Source organism: Pseudomonas sp. Sample_10 (genome assembly GCF_004321495.1).
GTDB lineage: Bacteria > Pseudomonadota > Gammaproteobacteria > Pseudomonadales > Pseudomonadaceae > Aquipseudomonas.
In genome coordinates this window covers 216,886-236,574 of the sequence record NZ_RCOE01000063.1, presented here as the reverse complement: position 1 = coordinate 236,574, position 19,689 = coordinate 216,886, and the positions used below count along the sequence as shown (strand labels likewise).

The 19,689-nt window shown below is 60.4% G+C and carries 11 protein-coding genes; 1 reads left to right on the top strand and 10 read right to left on the bottom strand.

Annotated features, from left to right (window positions below; genetic code table 11):
- Complete coding sequence (glgB, locus tag D8U18_RS06220; RefSeq protein ID WP_131107280.1) at positions 1-2,235, top strand: 1,4-alpha-glucan branching protein GlgB; 2,235 nt, start codon at positions 1-3, stop codon at positions 2,233-2,235.
- Between the two features lie 124 nt (positions 2,236-2,359).
- On the opposite strand, the gene D8U18_RS06215 is transcribed toward glgB, so the two are convergent.
- The 10 genes from D8U18_RS06215 to glgA all read right to left on the bottom strand — a co-directional run bounded on the left by D8U18_RS06215 (position 2,360) and on the right by glgA (position 19,141).
- The gene (locus tag D8U18_RS06215) at positions 2,360-3,427 is read right to left on the bottom strand and encodes an autotransporter outer membrane beta-barrel domain-containing protein (RefSeq protein ID WP_131107279.1); all 1,068 of its coding nucleotides are present in this window, start codon (positions 3,425-3,427) and stop codon (positions 2,360-2,362) included.
- 312 nt (positions 3,428-3,739) lie between these two features.
- A complete protein-coding gene (locus D8U18_RS06210) occupies positions 3,740-6,289 on the bottom strand; it encodes an autotransporter outer membrane beta-barrel domain-containing protein (protein WP_131107278.1) in 2,550 nt (849 codons plus the stop codon).
- 122 nt (positions 6,290-6,411) lie between these two features.
- Positions 6,412-7,212, bottom strand: a complete 801-nt coding sequence (locus tag D8U18_RS06205) for an endonuclease/exonuclease/phosphatase family protein (protein ID WP_056855599.1) — start codon at positions 7,210-7,212, stop codon at positions 6,412-6,414.
- 114 nt (positions 7,213-7,326) lie between these two features.
- A complete protein-coding gene (locus D8U18_RS06200; RefSeq protein WP_056855484.1) occupies positions 7,327-8,085 on the bottom strand; it encodes a PIG-L family deacetylase in 759 nt (252 codons plus the stop codon).
- 208 nt (positions 8,086-8,293) lie between these two features.
- Positions 8,294-10,453 (bottom strand): glycogen debranching protein GlgX, encoded by a 2,160-nt coding sequence (gene glgX / locus D8U18_RS06195; protein WP_131107277.1) that lies wholly within the window; start codon positions 10,451-10,453, stop codon positions 8,294-8,296.
- Positions 10,454-10,558: 105 nt separating this feature from the next.
- Positions 10,559-10,879, bottom strand: a complete 321-nt coding sequence (locus D8U18_RS06190; RefSeq protein ID WP_056855482.1) for a DUF2934 domain-containing protein — start codon at positions 10,877-10,879, stop codon at positions 10,559-10,561.
- 21 nt (positions 10,880-10,900) lie between these two features.
- Positions 10,901-13,675, bottom strand: a complete 2,775-nt coding sequence (locus D8U18_RS06185; RefSeq protein WP_131107276.1) for a malto-oligosyltrehalose synthase — start codon at positions 13,673-13,675, stop codon at positions 10,901-10,903.
- Positions 13,672-15,750, bottom strand: coding sequence for a 4-alpha-glucanotransferase (gene malQ, locus D8U18_RS06180; RefSeq protein ID WP_056855480.1), 2,079 nt, complete (start codon positions 15,748-15,750; stop codon positions 13,672-13,674). Before malQ ends, D8U18_RS06185 begins: the two co-directional genes overlap by 4 nt.
- A complete protein-coding gene (gene treZ / locus D8U18_RS06175; protein ID WP_131107275.1) occupies positions 15,743-17,542 on the bottom strand; it encodes a malto-oligosyltrehalose trehalohydrolase in 1,800 nt (599 codons plus the stop codon). The genes malQ and treZ overlap by 8 nt, the downstream gene beginning before the upstream one ends.
- 12 nt (positions 17,543-17,554) lie before the next feature.
- Positions 17,555-19,141: a glycogen synthase GlgA gene (gene glgA / locus D8U18_RS06170; protein ID WP_056855478.1), complete on the bottom strand. Its 1,587-nt coding sequence runs from the start codon at positions 19,139-19,141 to the stop codon at positions 17,555-17,557.
- Positions 19,142-19,689: the final 548 nt, after the last annotated feature.

Below are 19,689 nucleotides of genomic sequence, written 5' to 3'. Positions count from 1 at the left end.
ATGAGTTTCTCGAACAAGGAACAGGGTCAACATCGCAAAGAAGCACTGCTACCCAGGGCGCGGGATATCGACGCGTTGGTACGTGCCGAGCATCATGATCCCTTTGCCATTCTTGGCCCCCACGGCGATGGCGTCGGTGGGCAGTTCATCCGGGCCTACCTCCCGGATGCCTTGAGCGTACACGTGGTCGCCAGAGAAACCGGTGAAGAGCTCGGTCAACTTGAAGTTACCCAGACCCCCGGTCTGTTCGTCGGGCATTTCGAGCGTGCGCAACCCTATCTGTTGCGCACTCGTTGGGCCGGTGGCGAGCAAACCGCCGAAGATCCATACAGCTTTGGTCCACTGCTTGGCGAAATGGATTTGTATCTGTTCGCCGAAGGCAATCACCGCGACCTGAGCAGTTGCCTCGGCGCGCAGCTGAAAACTGTGGACGGCGTCGACGGCGTGCGTTTCGCAGTGTGGGCGCCGAATGCCCGACGGGTGTCGGTTGTTGGGGACTTCAACGTCTGGGACGGGCGCCGCCATCCGATGCGCCTGCGCCATCCCAGTGGTGTCTGGGAATTGTTCATTCCGCGCCTGCAAGCGGGCGAGGCGTACAAATATGAAATTCTTGGCAAAGACGGCATTCTGCCGTTAAAGGCCGACCCGATGGCGCTGGCCACCAGCCTGCCGCCAGATACCGCCTCGAAAGTCGCTCCGCCCTTGCAGATCGACTGGCAGGATCAGGACTGGATGCTGTCCCGTGCCGAGCGCCAGCGTCCGAGCGAGCCGTTGTCGATTTACGAACTGCACGCCGGGTCCTGGCAATGCGAACTGGATGATCTGGGTGAAGTGGCCCGCCAGTACACTTGGCCCGAACTGGCTGAGCGGCTGATTCCCTATGTCAAGGAACTGGGTTTCACCCATATCGAACTGATGCCGATCATGGAGCACCCGTTCGGCGGGTCTTGGGGCTATCAGTTGCTGTCGCAATTCGCCACCAGTGCCCGTTACGGCACGGGCGACGAGTTCGCAGCGTTCGTCAATGCCTGCCACCAGGCGGAAATTGGCGTGATTCTCGATTGGGTGCCGGCGCATTTTCCGACCGATACCCATGGCCTGGCGCAATTCGACGGCACTGCGCTGTACGAGTACGGCAACCCCCAGGAAGGCTTTCACCAGGATTGGGACACGCTGATCTACAACCTCGGGCGCACCGAAGTGCACGGCTACATGCTCGCTTCAGCACTGCACTGGCTCAAGCATTTTCATGTCGATGGCCTGCGGGTGGATGCGGTGGCGTCGATGCTCTATCGCGATTATTCGCGCAAGGCGGGCGAGTGGGTGCCCAATCGCCATGGCGGTCGGGAGAACCTCGAGGCAATCGACTTTCTGCGCCACCTCAACGACGTCGTAGCGCTGGAGGCTCCCGGAGCATTGGTGATTGCCGAAGAGTCCACGGCGTGGCCGGGTGTCAGCCAGAGCACGCAACAGGGCGGACTGGGCTTCGCCTACAAATGGAACATGGGCTGGATGCACGATTCGCTGCATTACATCCAGCAAGATCCGGTGTATCGCGCCCATCACCATAACGAACTGAGCTTCGGCCTGGTGTATGCCTGGTCAGAACGCTTCATCCTGCCGATTTCCCATGACGAAGTGGTGCATGGCAAGCATTCGCTGATCGACAAGATGCCCGGCGACCGTTGGCAGAAGTTCGCCAACCTGCGAGCCTACCTGAGTTTCATGTGGGCGCATCCGGGCAAGAAACTGCTGTTCATGGGCTGCGAGTTCGGCCAGTGGCGCGAGTGGAACCACGACCAGCAACTGGACTGGTACCTGCTGCAGTATTCCGAACACAAAGGCGTGCAGAAACTGGTCGGTGACCTTAACCGTCTGTACCGCGATATTCCGGCGCTGCATGAGCAGGACGATGTGCCGCAAGGCTTCCAATGGTTGATCGGCGACGATGCGATCAACAGCGTGTACGCGTGGCTGCGCTGGAGCAAAGAGGGGCGGCCGGTGTTGGTGGTCGCCAACTTCACCCCGGTACCGCGCGAGGCTTATCGCATCGGCGTACCATTTGCCGGGCGCTGGACCGAGTTGTTCAACAGTGATTCGGCAACCTATGCCGGTTCCAACTACGGCAACAACGGTGGGACGTCCACCGAGGAAATCTCGAGCCATGGGCAGAATCTGTCGCTGGTGTTGAATTTGCCGCCGTTGGCGGTGTTGATGTTGAGTCCGCAGGGCTGATCCGAAATTGCGTCGTTCCAATCGCGGGCAAGCCCGCTCCCACAGGTTCAGTGGTGATCCTTGTGGGAGCGGGCTTGCCCGCGATGGCGTCAGATTGAACCACGCATTTCTTGAGGTCTGATCCTCACCACCGCATCCGCACACCCAGGCTGCCAATGATCCCGTTCAAATCATTGTCGTCGACATCACTGCTGTAGTCGGCGCTGACATACAGGCTCACCGCCGGTGTCACCCGTGCCACCAAGCCCAGGCCCAACTCGACCGTCGACGATTTGCGGCTGCTGCTGATCTTGTCGACCTCATCAAGGGTCACGGTATTGCCGGTGTAGACCGTGTGCCACACGTTGGTTCGCACATAAGGTTCGACCGGCAGGCCGTTGATGTCGTAGCTACCTTTCAATTTCGCACCGACCCGTCCGCTCCACGACGTCAGATCGCTCGAGGACGCATTGCCCGAACCGGCATAGGGCGTGTCCAGGGTGATTCGCTGATTGATCAACTGCGCCTGGGGTTCGACCACCCAGTTTTCGCTGATGCCAATCGGGAACCCGCCTTCGACCGACAGCGTCAACGCGCTGCCTTCGGTGGCCTGGCGCGCACCTTGTTCGTTGCGGCTGAAACCGTTGACCCGCCCGCCACTGGCCGACAGATCGACGTGCCAGCCTTGTGGGCCGGTCAGGCTGTAGTAAGCGCCCAGGCTTTGCCCTTGAAGATTGAGAGTGTCGCTGTGCGGGTCGGACATGCCACGGTTGGTCAACAAGCCATTGCTGTTGCCCTGGATCTGACTGATGCCGCCGATCAGGCCGACCCGTTGGGTATGGCCGCTGTTGCTCTGCAATGTGAGGATCGCCGGGCTTTTGAGTTCGCCTGAGCCGACGTAGGTAAAGCCTTGGGCGAGGGCATCGGTTTGCGCCTGGCGCGAGGTCTGCCCGTAAATCTGATCCCAGGCATAGGGCGTTGCGTCTTCGGTGGTGACGTGGCTACTTCGTATGTCGGGATGGGGGCTGAATCGGCCGGGGTAAGTGGTAGTGAGAGCAGGCAAGGCAAGCGCGGGAATGTCCTGGCGATACCACGGCGTCGCCTCTTCCTCGGCCGGTTGGGCCTGTACTTCCATGGAGGAGCACAGCAGGAGTGAACTCGAGACAGTGCAAAAAGTGATTTTGATCTCTTGTTGGGTGAATGAAGTTCTCATGGCGGGCTACCTTGCAATCGCGTGCCGTACTTGCCTTGGCGTCTCTCCTACCCCGAACGAGGGGCGACCGAATGAGTGGGGCAAGCCGGGGGCCGCCCGTATGCGCGGGTGTCCTGGGGGCTTGCCCCTGATTGTGTTTCCGGGGGTAGTAACGTGAAGTCAAGTGGACCGCCGCCACTGCGTCAAGAAAATGGCCGATAAGTGGTAGGGGTATTTCAGGTCTTATAAGTGACTGATTTATGGCGCGTCTCTAAGTACTTGTTTAATTGCAAAATCGTCAAGAAAGTCACCCTATAGAGCCTTTGCTCGATCCTACCAACTCACTCTGAAGCCCAGGTTGCCAGCCATGCCTCGCTGCTGATTGCTGTCTACATTGCTGCTGTAATCAATATTACCGTACACGCTGACGCCGGGTGCGAGCGACAGAGTTGCGCCGACGCCAAGATCCGCCCATGAAACTTGCTGCTCGGTATCGATATCAGTGGTATTGGCAAAAGTGACCGTGTCGGTGCCTGAAAAAGTGTGCCACAGATTCGCCCGCAGATAGGGTTCCAGCGGTAGGCCGCTGACGTCGTAGTGCCCCTTGAGACGCGCACCGAGCCGGCCGGTCCAGGAGGGGTCGGTATCGAACTCCACATCGGAGACACCGTCGTTCTGACTGTCGAGTTCGATGCGTTGATGGATGATCTGCGCCTGGGGTTCAATGATCCAATCGTTCGCTATCGGGAATGGATAACCGGCCTCTACGGACAGGCTCAGGGCGTGTCCATCGTTATCGAGCTTGAGGCCGCGTTCGGAATGGCTGTCTCCATCGAGCCAGGTGTACATCGCCACGGCATCGAGGTACGCATTGCCAGGATCGGTCAGTGTCCAGTAAGCACCCAGGCTGTCGCCCTCGAGCTCGACCTTGCCGGCGCGTTTGTCTTCAAAGCCCTGGTTGAACCCGTCGACATCACCCTGCAAGCGGCTGTGGCCGACGAAGAATCCACTGCGTTGGATTTGCCCGCCAGACAACTGCGAACCGAAAAGGTCATTGCCAACCTGGAAACCGTTCAGCGAGCCGTCGAGTTTTGGTGCCACAGTGCCGGCCCAGGTCTGCTCGAAGTTCTTGCCATAGACCCGACCCCAGCCCGCACCGAAGGCGCCGGTCTCGGTCAGCAGGCGCTGCTCGCCCTGACGATCGTGAAACGTCCCGAGAGCGTTCAGGGTCAACTGCGCCGCTGCAGGTGGCAGCACCGACCATACAGGCACTTCCGGACGATACAGGGGAATGGGCGCGGCGCCGGGTGCGGGAGTAGGCAACGAAGGACTACCGGCCGCAGCCACTGGCGCGGCTATCAACGGCACCAGAATCGGTGGCAGGGTCGGGTCGGGGTTGGGTACCGCGACCAGTGGCGCTGCCACCACCGATGACCGCAAGTACCAACTGTTTTCGCTGCCAACCGTTACGCCGCCCTTGTACAGGACGTAATCGAACGCACCTGCCGACACCGGTGTCTTCAGGCTGAAGGCATCATTGTTGCTGACAGCGGTGCCTTGGGCCTGAACCAGTTGAATGCCGTTTTGCAGGGTTTCTGCACCTGCGCCCTCCAGGTTGCTGACAGTGATGGCAGTCGTGCCGGTCAAGGTACCGTCATTGACCACCAGTTTGTCGCTGGGCGAGTTGTCGCCGCCGAGTACGCTTTGCACAAACAACTGGCCGCCATTGCCTGCGTAGTTGCCCTGCACGGTCAGGGTGTCGCTGGTTCGGCTGTTGCCACTGCTGAGGTCGATGATCCCGGCGTTGTTCAACGTGGCGCGCTGGCCGGCAGTAAATGGCGTAATGCTGCCTTGGGCAGATGTGATGACGCTGCTGCCGTCAATGTTGAACACGCCGCTGCCACTGGCGTTGTCGCCGAGCACGAAACTACCGTCGACATTGATTTGCGAGCCGTTGCTCAGGTTGATCGTTTCCCAATTTGCGTAACGCGCGGCGCCCGCAGTGGTGGTGCGGTCAAAGGTCAGCACGTCGTTGTCGGTGCCACCGTTGAGGCCCGGGGTCAGGGACAGGGAGCTCTCCAACAGATTGCGCAGGGTTGCGCGGTCGTTGCCAGCCTCCATCAAAATCTGCGAACGGATAATGCCACCACCGTCCCAGACAAACGTGTCATCGCCGGTGCTGGTGCGGATGTCGCCGACGATTTCGCCGCCCGTCACGGTAATGCTGTCGTTGCCGCCGCTGACGCTGATGTTGCCGCCAATCCGGCCGCCCGAGACGATGATGGTGTCGGTGCCGAACCCGGTGACCAGGTTACCGATGATTTGCCCCCCAGACATGTCGAACAGATTGTTGTCGAGCTTCATGTCGACCCGGCCGATGGTTCCACTGGTCATCTTCGCGGTATCACCGTCCTCGAAGGCACCCGTGATCGTGCCGCCGGTCATCAGGAAAAAGTCGCGGTTGTCACCTTGGGCCAGTGACTGGATCGTGCCACCGGTCATGGTGAAATTGTCGATGCCGCTCCCTTGATTGACGGCTCCGGTCACTTGTCCGGCGCTGATGTTGAAGAAATCTGCGCCATCGCCCTGATCGACGCTGCCGACAATCCGACCGGAATCCATGTTGACGGTGTCGCTACCGGCCCCGAATGTAACGTTGCCATTGATCGTTGCGCTGCCGTTGGCGGGAAGGTTCAACGTGTTATTGCCGGCCAGATCGCTCAGTGGGCCGCCAATGCCACTGTCGCACAAATGAGTATCGTCACCGGCGGTAGGAGTAAGGACACAAGCTGCCTGGGCGGGATGGGGCCATCCGAGGAGCAGCCAGATGGAAAAGGCACAGGCGCTGTAACGGTATTTGGGCAGATCGGCAGCCAATGTCATGCAAATCCCTCGCATCGAATGAATCCGGACGACACGACCGTAACAGCCGCCTGAGCGCACGGCTACTGTCACAAATGACAGGTCGGACGAATGATTCAACCCTCGAGGAACACATCAGCGGGTCACAAGTGGACTTCCACCGCCAGCGGCAAATGGTCTGACAGATGCGTCCAGGGCTTGCTGCCAAGAATTTTCGGGTCGTGGCTGCTGGCATTGCGCAGATAGATACGGTCCAGCCGCAGCAGAGGGAAACGTGCCGGGTAGGTCTTGGCCGGGCGGCCGTGGTGCCGCTCGAAGGCTTCGTGCAGATAGTCGCGGCGGGCGAGGGCGGCGTTGCCTTGCAATTGCCAGTCGTTGAAATCGCCAGCGATGATCACCGGTGCCTTGTCTGGCAACGATTCAAGCAATTGGCAAAGCAACTGCAACTGCAACTGACGATGGCTTTCCAGAAGACTCAGATGCACGCAGATCGCGTGGACTTCAGCGTGGCCGGGCACATCGAGCACGCAGTGCAGCAAGCCGCGACGTTCCGGACCGGTGATGGAAACGTCGAGGTTGCGGTATTCGCGAATCGGGTATTTCGACAACAGGGCGTTACCGTGGTGGCCATCGGGGTAGACCGCGTTGCGGCCGTAGGCAAAATCGCTCCACATGCTGTCCGCGAGAAACTCGTATTGCGAGGTCTGTGGCCAATTGTGGTAACGGGTGGAATGGCCGTCATGCTCGCCGACGACTTCCTGGAGAAACACCAGGTCCGCCGAAGTACTGCGTACCGCCTCTCGCAGTTCCGGCAGGATGAAGCGGCGGTTGAGGGCGGTGAAGCCTTTGTGCGTGTTGACCGTCAATACACGCAAGCGATGAATGGCCGGGGGACTGGTCAACGGCACCGATTCGGCCGTCTGCGACTTGGAATGGGTGGTCACGATCACTCCTCTGAATCCGTGTGGCATATGTATGCGACTGATGCGCCGCCGGGCAGTTCAGTTTGAGCGATTGCAGGATCGATACCCGTGAAGTCTTGGCACGGGATGATCCGTTCAGACAAAGACGATTTCATAGGGCAAGCGCATTCGCTCCAGCAGCACGCGGGGCAAGGGCGGAGCGATGCCGATGGCGGGCTCGCCGTCCAGTTGGCTGGCGTAAGCGTGGGTGGCGTGGCTTTTACGCGCAACCGTCCAGGTGTCCAGACGCAGTTTGCGAGCGCGATGCCACGGGATCAGTTCGCGATCCCGCGCTGGCCAGTGCCACGCCCAGACGGGTACTTCGTTGAACGTCGCGCCGGCGATCGCCGACGCCTGGGCGCTGGCTCGGCCCACGGCGTCATGGTCGCTGTTGCCGTCTGCGGCCCAGGTGCTGAACACCACGTCGCCGGGGCGCAGGTAACGGGCGATGAAACGGGTCAACTCCAGTTCGTGCTCGGCCAGGGCGTTGTCGGTGAAGCCGCCGCGAATCCATTTCAGGCTGTGCATCGGCAAGCCGAGCCGGCGCAGGGCTTCGACACTTTCCTGGGCGCGGAACACACTCAGGCGTTTTTCCGACCACTGCTGCGACCCCGGGTGACTGGCACTGCCGTCGGTAACCGAGATCAATTGCAAGGGATGACCCATATTGCTGAGCAGTTGCAACAGACCGCCGCAGGTCACCACTTCGTCGCCGGGATGTGGGGCAATTACCACCACGCGGGCGCCGGGCGGGACCAGGGATTGGGTGCTGATGACCGGAACGTTGTCCAGTTGCAGGGCGCTGTTCCAGATCTGTGCTGGCAGGCTGCTTTCGTTGATGGAAACAGGTTTCATGGGATTACGTCCTTGTTTCATGTCGCCTTCAGTCGTGCGCGATGCTGCGACAGGCAAGCACGGCAGACCCGTGAGGGCGGATTGATAACGATCGCGGCATTACGAACCCTGAAATGCCGCGCACCGAGTATTGCTCATGTAACGTTATTCGTCGCGTCCGAGGCCCTCCAGCGGCATTTTTTTAGCTGACCGGTACGTTGCAAATTGTTTAGTCCTCTTGTTCATGTTGTAACTCGAACAGCAGCAGCGAGCGGCCAGTGACCGAATACTCGTGGCCGAACTCGAATCGCTCCTGGCCGCGTATCGATGGCTGATTGGTGTCGATCATGCAGGTCCAGAAGCCGCCGTCAGGCACTTCCGGCAACAGGAAGTTGACGATGTCGTGATGGGCATTGACCACCAGCAGCAGTGTCGCGTCGGCCCCTTTACGGCGAATGCCGGTTTCCTGTGCACGACCATCGAGCAGCATGCCCAGGCAGCGATTGTGCGCATCGTGCCAATGTTCGGTGGTCATTTCGCTGCCGTCCGCCGCCAGCCAGGTCACGTCCTTGACACCGATGTCCTCGTTGTAATTGCCCACCAGAAAACGCCCGCGACGCAGGATCGGGTAAGCCAGGCGCAATTTGATCAGGCGTTTGACGAACTTGAGCAGCGCCTTGCCGTCTTCGCTGAGGTCCCAATTGACCCAGCCGATTTCGCTGTCCTGGCAGTAGGCGTTGTTGTTGCCGTCCTGGGTGCGAGCGAACTCGTCGCCGGCCACCAGCATCGGCGTGCCTTGGGCGAGCAGGAGCGTGGCGAAAAAGTTACGCATCTGCCGAAGGCGCAGTTCGTTGATTTGCGGATCGTCGGTCGGGCCTTCGACGCCGTGGTTCCAGGACAGGTTGTTATTGCTGCCGTCCTGATTGTTTTCGTCGTTGGCTTCGTTGTGCTTGTCGTTGTAGGACACCAGGTCATTGAGGGTGAAGCCGTCGTGGGCGGTGATGAAGTTCACCGATGAATACGGCCGTCGACCGCGCTGATTGAACATCTCGCCGGAAGCGGTCATGCGACTGGCGAAGTCAGCCAATTGGCCATCGTCGCCTTTCCAGAACGCTCGCACGGTGTCGCGAAACTTGTCATTCCACTCAACCCAACCGGGCGGGAAATTGCCGACCTGATAACCACCGGGGCCGCAGTCCCAAGGCTCGGCAATCATTTTCACCTGGCGCAACACCGGGTCCTGGCGGCAGGCCACGAGGAAACTGTGACGTTCGTCGAAACCGTCGTGGTAACGCCCGAGAATGGTCGCCAGGTCAAAACGGAAGCCGTCGACGTGCATTTCCGTGGCCCAATACCGCAACGAGTCGGTGACCATTTGCAGCACGCATGGGTGGCTCAGGTCGAGGGTGTTGCCGGTACCGGAGTCGTTGATGTAGAAGCGTTTGTCGTCGGGCATCAAGCGGTAATAAGAGGCGTTGTCGATACCACGCATGGACAGGGTCGGGCCTTGTTCGTTGCCCTCGGCGGTGTGGTTGTAGACCACGTCGAGGATCACTTCCAGGTTGGCTTCGTGCAGGTGCGCGACCATTTCCTTGAACTCGGCGATCTTGCCGCTGGCCAGGTAGCGCGGGTCGGGGGCGAAGAAGGCGATGCTGTTGTAGCCCCAGTAATTGGTCATGCCCTTGTGCAGCAGGTGCTGGTCGTTGACGAAGGCATGGATCGGCAACAGCTCCACGGTCGATACGCCGAGTTTGCGAATGTGTTCCAGCACGTCGTCGACCATCAAGCCGGCGAAGGTGCCGCGCAGGTTTTCCGCAACGCCAGGGTGGCGCATGCTGATGCCGCGCACATGTGTCTCGTAAATGATCGTCTTGTCCCAAGGCACGCTGACGCGGTGGTCGTGACCCCAGGTGTGCGCCGGGTCGATGACTTTGCATTTGGGTACGAAGGGCGCGCTGTCGCGCTCATCGAAACTGAGGTCGGCGTCGGGGTGGCCAATGGTGTAGCCGAACAGTGCTTCGGACCACTTGAGTTTGCCCACCAGTTGTTTGGCGTAGGGGTCGATCAGCAACTTGTTGTGATTGAAGCGATGCCCGTTTGCGGGGTCGTAAGGACCGTAGACACGGTAGCCATAGATCAACCCCGGATGGGCGTCAGGCAAGTAACCGTGGTAGATCTCATCGGTGTATTCCGGCAGTTCGATGCGTTCCAGTTCCACTTCCCCGGCATCATCGAAAATGCACAGTTCGACCTTGGTGGCGTTGGCGGAAAACAAGGCAAAGTTGACCCCCAGACCATCCCAGGTCGCACCCAGCGGAAAGGGCAGACCCTCACGGATACGCGAGGGCTCGGCACGGGGTGCTGGCGTGTCTTTTTTTGGTCGGGTCATAAATGCTCCTGCAATGGAGGGAAATCGGCGTGTTTTTTGCGGGCGAGTGAGCCCGTTGTGACGAGCAGGCTCGCCACATGTTCATTCAGGGCAACAGCGGAAACGTCAGACCGCAGGCGGTTTTCGTGCTGCGCGAGGCTTTTTCTCGGCGGCTTTTTCCCCGGGAGGAATGACGGAGGACGCCGCAGCCGGTTTGGTTTTGGCCTTGGGCGCCGTCACCTTGACCTCGCCAGCCTTGCCATTGGCCGTCTTGCTGACGGTGGATTTGCTCGCCGGCGCCTTTGCCGGCTTTTTCGGCGCAAGGGCTTCGGCCTCGGCCAACTTGCGAGCCATTTCCCAGTGCCGGGCTTCCTGACCTTCAGGTTTTCCTTCTGACTCCCAGATCTGATAGGCAAACTCGCGGATGCGTTTATCGTCGGTACTCATCGCTATGCTCCTGCACTGAACTCAAGTGTCGGTAGTTTGGATAAAGAGATTGACCGGGAAATCCCCCAGCGCGGCGCTGATCATCAGCTCCCTGTTTTTTGTGACTGCGACGCCAGAAAAAAGTCCCTTCAGATTTTCCTCAGCGGTAGTGAACGGCAGACTGATGCGGGTATCGCCCCACTGCGGCGCATCCACGTGCGGTACGGCACTGTTTTCCAGCAGCGGCGCACAGCGGATTGGCACGATGACGATGGCGCGTTTTCCCTCCCATTGGCGAACAAACCCAAGCACTCTATGTGCCTGGTTGCCGACGACATCGAGTGCCTGGTAGGTGCCGTGGCGAAACAGTTCGGCATGCTCGGCACGCAGGTTCAGGGTCTGTGCGATCAAGGCTTGCTTGATGCGCCCGTCATGCCAGTGTTGCAACAGATCAGGCAGATCCAATGGTTGCGACAAGGCCTGTTGGCGGCTGGCGTAATCCACCGGGCGACGGTTGTCCGGATCAACCAGGCTGAAGTCCCAGAACTCGTCGCCCTGATAGAGATCCGGCACCCCAGGCACGGTCATGCGCAGCAAGGTTTGCGCCAATCCATTGAGGGCGCCGGGCACGGCGATGGCCCGGGCCACCTTGCCAAGGGCGCTGCGCAGCAGGTCACCCTCCGGGCTCAGCAGCAGGCGCCGGGTGAAGTTTTCGCTGGCTTGTTCGTAAGCATCGTTGGGTGCACTCCAGCTACTTTGCAACTTGGCTTCGCGCAGGGCTTTGCGTTGCCATTGGCTGACACGCGCGGCGTAGGCTTCAAGCGCCGATGGGTCATCGGCCTGCAAATCGAGCGGCCAACTGCCAAGCAGTGCCTGATAAAGAATCAACTCGTCACCGGCAGACGGCATCTGGTCATCGTCGCGCAATGGCCGGGCGAGGGCGCGCCAAAGGCCGATCTGTTCGACGTACCATTTACTGCGCTCACTCAAGATCGCCAGGCGCGCGCGCGTATCTTCACCGCGCTTGTGATCGTGGGTCGCGGTGGCGAGCAGGTTGTCGGGAAACAGTTCTAAGCGCTTGAGGCAGGCCTCATGGAAATCAGCCACCGGCGCACTGAATTGCTCGGTGTTGAAACCGACGTCATTGCGTGACAGCAACACCGCGGAGCGATAGAACGCCGTGTCTTCCACGGCCTTCGCGGCGGCGGGTGAAGTCAGCTGCTGGAAACGTACGCAAGCATGCTTGAGGCGCTTGCGCAGGCGGCCGGCGGGGCGTTCGCGCCAGGTTTCACCGCCCAACCATTTAGCCAGGCAATCGAGCACCGGCCAGTCGGCTTCGCCCAGGGTTTGGCGGGCACCGTCCATGGCCTGCTGGAAAAACACCTCGTCCTGGGCTGATCTACCGAGGGCGCTGATATAAGTGCGGTACACCGAAAAATGCACGATCAGTTCCTGCAAGGCGCGACGGATCGCGCCCAGCGTCAAATCGCGGGTCATGAGGTCATCGCGGGCCACCTGCAGCAAGGCCTGGGCCACGCTTTCGAAATCGCCGGCCAGTGAACCGTTGAGAATCTGCTGACGGGCCAGTTGTGCTTCCTGGCGGAAGTCGGCCGGGCGTTCGCTGTAGCGGTGCCAGACTTCACCCAAGGTGGTTTGCCCGTCGGGATCGTGTTGCAGCAGTGACAACTGATTCATGAATTCATAGCCGGTGGTGCCATCCACCCACCAATCACGGCGCAAGGTTTCACCGTTGCCAAGGATCTTCTCGACGTAGATCGGCAAGTGGCGGCTCGCTGACAGGCTGTCGACCCGCCGCCGCAGTTTGCGGCAGTAGCCGCGCGGGTCGGCCAGACCGTCAATGTGATCGATGCGCAAACCGTCGATCAGCCCTTCAGCCACCAATTGGAAAATCTTCGCGTGGGTCGCCTCGAACACCGCTGGACGCTCCACCCGCAAACCACCCAACTCATTGACATCGAAAAAACGCCGCCAGTTGATGTCGTCTGCGGCGGTACGCCAACTGGCGAGGCGATAACTCTGCCGTTCCAGCAGATCGTGCAAGCGTTGGAAGCCTTCAGGGGCCAGCGAATCGTAGGCTTTGAGGTTGTGCTCGATGGCTTGCAGAATCGCGGGGTCGCTGGCCAGTTCGCGCAATTGATCCTTCAATGGACCCGCCAGACTGTGGGCGTCAGTCTGATAGCTCAAGGTGCTGAAGTGGTCCGCCAGCTGTTTGAGCAGCTCGTTGTCCGACTTGAGCAGTTCGCCGTAATGCATCGGGCAAATCGGAAAGTGGTGGTCGTAATGCTCGACATGAAAGGCACCGTTCTGCGCATCGAAGCGCAGGGGCAGTGTGCCGTCCTGCAGGGCCACGCCATAATCGCTGCCGAGAAATGGCACCAGCAGTTGGCCTTCCATCAACGGATCGGGCGAGTGCCATTGGATATCGAAGAACTCGCCGTACGGGCTCAAGCGTCCCCATTCCAGCAAATCCAGCCACCAGGGGTTGTCGCAACCCCCCACAGCCATGTGGTTGGATACGATGTCGAGGATCAGCCCCATGCCTTGCCCGCGCAATGCGTCGACCAGGCGCCGCAATGCGGCCTCACCGCCGAGTTCCGGGTTGACCGAAGTCGGGTCGACCACGTCGTAGCCGTGCATGGAGCCGGCGCGGGCTTTCAACAAGGGCGAGGCATACACATGACTGATCCCGAGGCGGGCGAAGTACGGCACCAGTGGCACGGCATCGTCCAGGGTGAAGCCTTTATGGAATTGCAGTCGCAGGGTTGCCCGCAAGGGCAGCGTCGTCACTTGATTCATTGGTCACGCTCGGCCGCCTGGAGTCGCGCACAAGCGAGCAGTTCCAGACGCCGGGCTGCGTCGGCGTTATCGAGCAGCGCTTCGCTGTAACCGGGCAGGCGTCGCGACCAGTTTGGGTGGGTATCGATGGTGCCGGGCAGGTTGGCCTGCTGTTCTATACCCAGCGCATCTTCCAGCGGCAGCAACACCAGCGGCGCGCGGGTGTGGCCGAGGAAGCGCACGCTGGCATCGAGCACCTGATCGGTCTCGTGGGACTCTTCGCGAAAATTCTGCGGGTCCTGGCTCAGTGTCCGGCGCAAGCCTTCGCGCTCGCGTTCGCGGTGTTGACGCCATTCGATTTCGCCGCTGGCATCGACCAGGCCGAGGCGGGCGTTCCAGTCGATGTCGCGGCCATGCCACCAGCCATTGAGGGTCGGCAGGTCGTGGGTGCTGGTGGTCGCCAGGGCATTGTCCGGCCAGTCGAGGATCGGTTTGAAATGGGTGTTGTCCTGTTCAAACAGCAACACACGCATGCCCAGCATCGAGCGGGCGCTGAGTTTTTCCCGCAGGCCCTCGGGCACTGTGCCCAGGTCTTCGCCGAGGACGATGGCCTTGTGACGATGGGATTCGAGCGTCAACAGACGCAGCAAGTCGTCAATCGGGTAGTAAAGGTAGGCGCCGTCGGCAGGCGGTGCGCCGTTAGGGATGACCCATAAACGTTGCAGGCCCATGACGTGGTCGATTCGCAGTCCGCCGGCGTGGGCGAAATTGGCCCGCAACATTTCGATGAAGGCACGAAAGCCGTTGCGTACCAGACCTTCGGGCGAAAATGCCGAAATCCCCCAGCCTTGGCCCGTGCGATTGAGAATGTCCGGCGGAGCGCCGACCGTCAGCGCGGCAAGCAATTCATCCTGACGGCTCCAGGCCTGGCTGCCACCGCCATCGGCACCCACCGCCAGATCGGCGATCAGGCCGATGCTCATGCCACTGCTGCGGGCAGCGGCTTGCGCACGCTCCAGACAGCGGGTGATCAGCCACTGGCAGAAGGCGAAGAAGCCGATGCGTCCGGCATTCTCCTCAGCGAACTCAGCCAGCGCGGCGCTGCGCGGATTGCGCCATTGTTCCGGCCACTGGCGCCAGTCGAGGCTTTCTCCATTGGCGGCCCGTGTCTCCTGGATGGCCTCGAAGCGGCAATGGTTTTCCAGGGCTTCGCCACCGGCGTGGCGGAAACTGCTGAAGTCGGCGTGCAACGGGTGCTCGCCTTGTACGAAGCCTTCGTACAGCGCCTGCAACAGTTTGTGTTTGGCTGCCGCGGCGGCGGGCCAGTCGATCAGCGGCAACGCCTCAAGATCCTTGAGCTCGGCGCCCAGACCGGTGGCATCGATAGCGGCACGCATGGCCCGTTCGCCGAGAATGCTCCCCGGCGCGCAGTACAGACTGTTCAAAAACAGACGACTGGAGGGCGAATAAGGACTGTAGCGTTCGGTATCGTTGCTGAACATCGCATGCAGCGGACTGATCGCCAGGGCCTCGGCGCCGCGCTCACCGGCGACCCGTGCCAGATCTTCCAGCGCCTGGGTATCGCCGAATCCGCCATCGCCGGCTCGTCGCAAGGCATATAACTGAACGCTCAGGCCCCAGGCGCGGGGGATCGGACTGTCGACCGCATCGCCGACGCTGTAACAGCGCTCAGGGGCCACGGCCAGGGTAAAGGTTTGTCCGTCGATGGTGACGTGCTGATAACCCACCGGGATCAACCCAGGCAGAATCGCCTCGGCATCCAGTTTCAGATGCAGGCGGGAGCCGTCTTCCAAGTGAACTTCGCAGGGCGTTTCCGGCTGGAAGTAGCGGGCCAGGTCGAGCCCGCTGCCGACGTCCACGGTCATCAAAGGTGGCAGGTGCAGGGTGTCTTGTACCTGTTGCAGCTCTTGCAGGCTGGCGTCGATTTCCTGGGCACTTCCGGCCGGGTGACCAAGACCGGTGAGGACATTGCGCAGCACTGCGGGGGCGACTTTTTGCGGGCGGCCATTGGCGTCGATCCAGTCGACTGCCAGGCCCGCCCGGCTTGCAAGGATTTCCAGTTGCGCATCACTCATTGGCGCTCTCCATCGGGGGTAGCAAAGGGGCTGCGGCCGTGAGGCTGACAAGCGCGCAATACGGAGCCAGAGTGCCTCGGTCGAGCAAACTGGCGGACCGGGGCGGGTGTTCAAACAGCAACGAAGTTCTGGCCGACGCAGTGTGGAGTACAGGCGTGTCGCTTAGGTTCAGGTCAATGTGCAACAAACTGCCGTCGCCCAACCGCCAGGACGCGCTGACTGCACCGACGCCCAGGACGTCGGCATCCAGGGCCTGGGTGCCGGGCAGGCGCGGGATGATCTGTTGGTGGCGGATCTGCAACAGCTGGCGATACAAGGCGTGCATCGGCGAAGTCTGGTTGTGCGCCAGATTCGGCCGTGACGCTTTGAAGGTCTGCGGGTCGTTGGGATCGGGAATCTGCTCGCGTCTATGCGGATCGGCGAAGGCGCTGAAGGCAGCAAACTCGTTGCGTCTTCCTTCACGTACCAGCTGTGCCAACTCGCCGTGATGACTGGTGAAAAACAGAAACGGCTGCTGCGCAGCGAATTCCTCGCCCATGAACATCAGCGGAATCATCGGCGAAAGCAGTAGCAATACGGTTGCAGCTTTCAGTGCATCGGGATGGGCCAATTGGTGCAGGCGCTCGCCGAATGCCCGGTTGCCGATCTGGTCATGGTTCTGCAGGAACAGTACGAAAGCGCTGGGCGGCAAATGACCGCTGGGCTCGCCACGGGGTTCGCCATGGCGGTTGATATGGCCCTGGAACACGAAACCCTGGCTGAGGCAGCGGGCCAGTTGTTGCGTAGGATTGTTCGCGTAATCGACGTAATAAGCGTCGGTTTCGCCGGTCAGCAGCACGTGCAGCGCATTGTGGCCATCGTCGTTCCACTGCGCGTCGTAGCCTTTTTCCAACAGGCTCGACTGATTGTGTTCGTTTTCCACGGTAAGCCAGATATGTCGCGCGGGGTCCGTCTGCTGGCGCACCCGTTGAGCAAGCTCCTGGAGAAAGTCCGGGTCCTCTATGGCATGCACCGCGTCCAGGCGCAAACCGTCGAAGCGGTACTCCATCAACCACATCAAGGCGTTGTCGATGAAGAAATCCCGCACCTCGCGCCGCCGGAAGTCGATCGCCGCGCCCCACGGCGTGTGCTTGTCCTCGCGGAAGAAGCTTTTGGCGTAGCGATGCAGGTAATTGCCGTCCGGCCCGAAGTGGTTGTAGACCACGTCGAGAATCACCGCCAGACCATGGCCGTGGGCCGTGTCGATCAAGTGCTTGAGTTGTTCGGGCGTACCGTATGAAGCTTGCGGCGCGTACGGCAACACGCCGTCGTAACCCCAATTGCGCGCTCCGGGAAATTGCGCGATAGGCATCAATTCGATCGCGGTCACGCCCAGCTCGACCAGCCGCGACAGATGCTGCTCGACCGCCTCAAAGCCGCCGAGCAGACCTACGTGCAACTCGTAGATCACCGCTTCGTGCCACGGTCGCCCCTGCCAGGCGCTGTTCTGCCATTGATAAGCCAGCGGATCGACCACCACGCTGGGTTGGTCGATATCACCAGACTGGGCACGGGAGGCCGGGTCAGGCACCTCTATCTCGCCATCGATGTTGTAGCGATAGCGAGTTCCCGCCGGGCAACGGGTGTTGATCACGAACCAGCCGTCGGCCTGGGGCATCAACGGCAAGGATTGTCCATTTTCCAATTCGACACTGACGTAAAACGCATCTGGCGCCCACAACGCGAATCGCGTTTGTTCTGCGTCCAGCTTGATTGCGCCGTGGGGCCAGGTCTCAAGGGTCCGTAACGGCATTTGCAAAACCTCTTATTGTTTGTGCGATTTCCCCAAGGCCTTGGCCACTAGTTGTTCATAGAGTTCGGCATAGGGTTCGACGGCTTTGCACCAGTTGAACGGTGCTGCCATGGCTCGGCAACGCATGGCGTGCAACAAGTCCGGAAATGCGAAGACCTTGAACGCGCGGCTCAGGGCCTCCTGATAACTCTCGACCGTGGATTCATCGAACAGGAAACCGGTCACGCCGTTTTCAATGGTGTCGGCCAGGCCCCCGGTATTGCGCGCCACCGGCAGGGAGCCGAAGCGCTGGGCGTACATCTGGCTCAGGCCGCAAGGTTCATAGCGTGAAGGCATCAACAGGAAATCGCTGCCGGCGAACATGCGCCGGGCATCGGTTTCGTTAAAGCCGATGCGCACGCCGATCTGACCGGGGAACCGCAAGGCCAGCTCGCGCATCGCTTGTTCTTCTTCCGGCTCGCCACGACCGATGATCGCGATCTGGCCACCGGATTTGACGATGTATTCGGAAACCGCTTCGGTAAGGTCCAGGCCTTTCTGGTAAACCAGACGTGAAACCACGGCAAACAGCGGACCTTCGGAGTCGTCGAGGCCAAACAACTCGCGTACATGGGCGGCGTTGGCGGCCTTGCCGTCCCAGTCACCGATGCTGAACGGGCAGAGCAAGTGCGCGTCAGTGGCGGCGTCCCAGCTTTCATCGATACCGTTGGGAATGCCGCTGAGCAAACCTTGCTGGGTCTTGGCGGCGAGAAAGCCGTCGAGACCGCAGCCGAAATCCGGTGTGGTGATTTCCTGGGCGTAGGTCGCGCTGACGGTGGTGATGTGGCTCGAGTAGGCCATGCCGGCCTTGAGGAACGACATCTTGCCGTAGAATTCCATGCCTTCCTGTTGCAGCGCGTGATGGGGAATACCCAGTTCCGGGCAGGAACCCAGGCTGGTCACGCCTTGATAGGCGAGGTTATGGATGGTGAACAGCGTCGGGGTACGCTGCCCGCGCCAGTGCATATAGGCAGGCGCCAGGCCGGCCGGCCAATCGTGGGCGTGCACCAGGTCCGGGCACCAGTGGATTTGGGCGAGGTTGGCGGCGATATCGGCAGCGGCCAGACCGAGGCGGGCGAAACGAATGTGATTGTCCGGCCAGTCGCGGCCATTGTTGGCGCCATAAGGCGAACCTTCGCGCTCGTAGAGTTCAGGGCAGATCAACACGTAAATGACCAAGCCATCGGGCATGTCCATGCGCCCGATCTTGCACGGCGGCAATGCGGCATGACCGCCAAGCTCGCCAATGATGTGAATCGGATTTTCGCTGTGCAGCACTTGCGGGTAACCCGGAATCAAAACCCGTACATCGTGCAAGTGCGCCATGGCGCGGGGCAGTGCAGCGGAAACGTCGCCCAAACCACCGGTTTTCACCAGATCGGCGATTTCCGAGGTCACGAACAAGACTTTTTTCTTGTTCGGATTTCGGCTGGCCACGGGAGCCAGTGTCTTGGTGCCGGGAACGCTGATCGATTGGGAAGCCGGTGCACTCACAGTGCTTGATTCGCCGACATGCTGATGAGCACGTTCTCCCTGAACATCTAAAGCCGCACTAATCATATGAATCTCCCGCGTTGTTGATCTTCTTAGGCCTGGCAGACGGTGTTTCGTGGCCAAATCCTGTGGCCGGGCGCTGAAGCGCTGCGCATCAGTGAGCAAGCGCTGCCCAATGCGCTGTAGCAAGATGGGTGGAGTAGCCATTGCAAGGATTGCACCAGTCGCAACGCAGCTTCCTTTTAGTCGACCGACCATGCGTGGCAAAAGTTTCGACTTTTTTCCCACTTTGTGACCGACCGGTTTTGCCCCGAGAAATGAGTCTAGGCCAGAAGTTAGAGCGGTAACGTGCAGATGGCAAAATTGTTCGACAATCGGTTGACGAGGTACGAGCGTGCCGGATTTGAGGGCTTACGCACCGACGAAGGGCAGGTTTTTTTGCAGTTTTGTCAGGAAATGAAGCAGTACTGTCACATCGGTGTGCGTCTGTGAACAGCGGCAATGCACCATTGCAGTGCAGGCTCTTGGGTGGTCGCCATGAGTACGGGGCTCATCGCGAGCAAGCTTTGCTCCTACAGGTCGCTTCAGTAGGAGCAAAGCTTGCTCGCGATGAA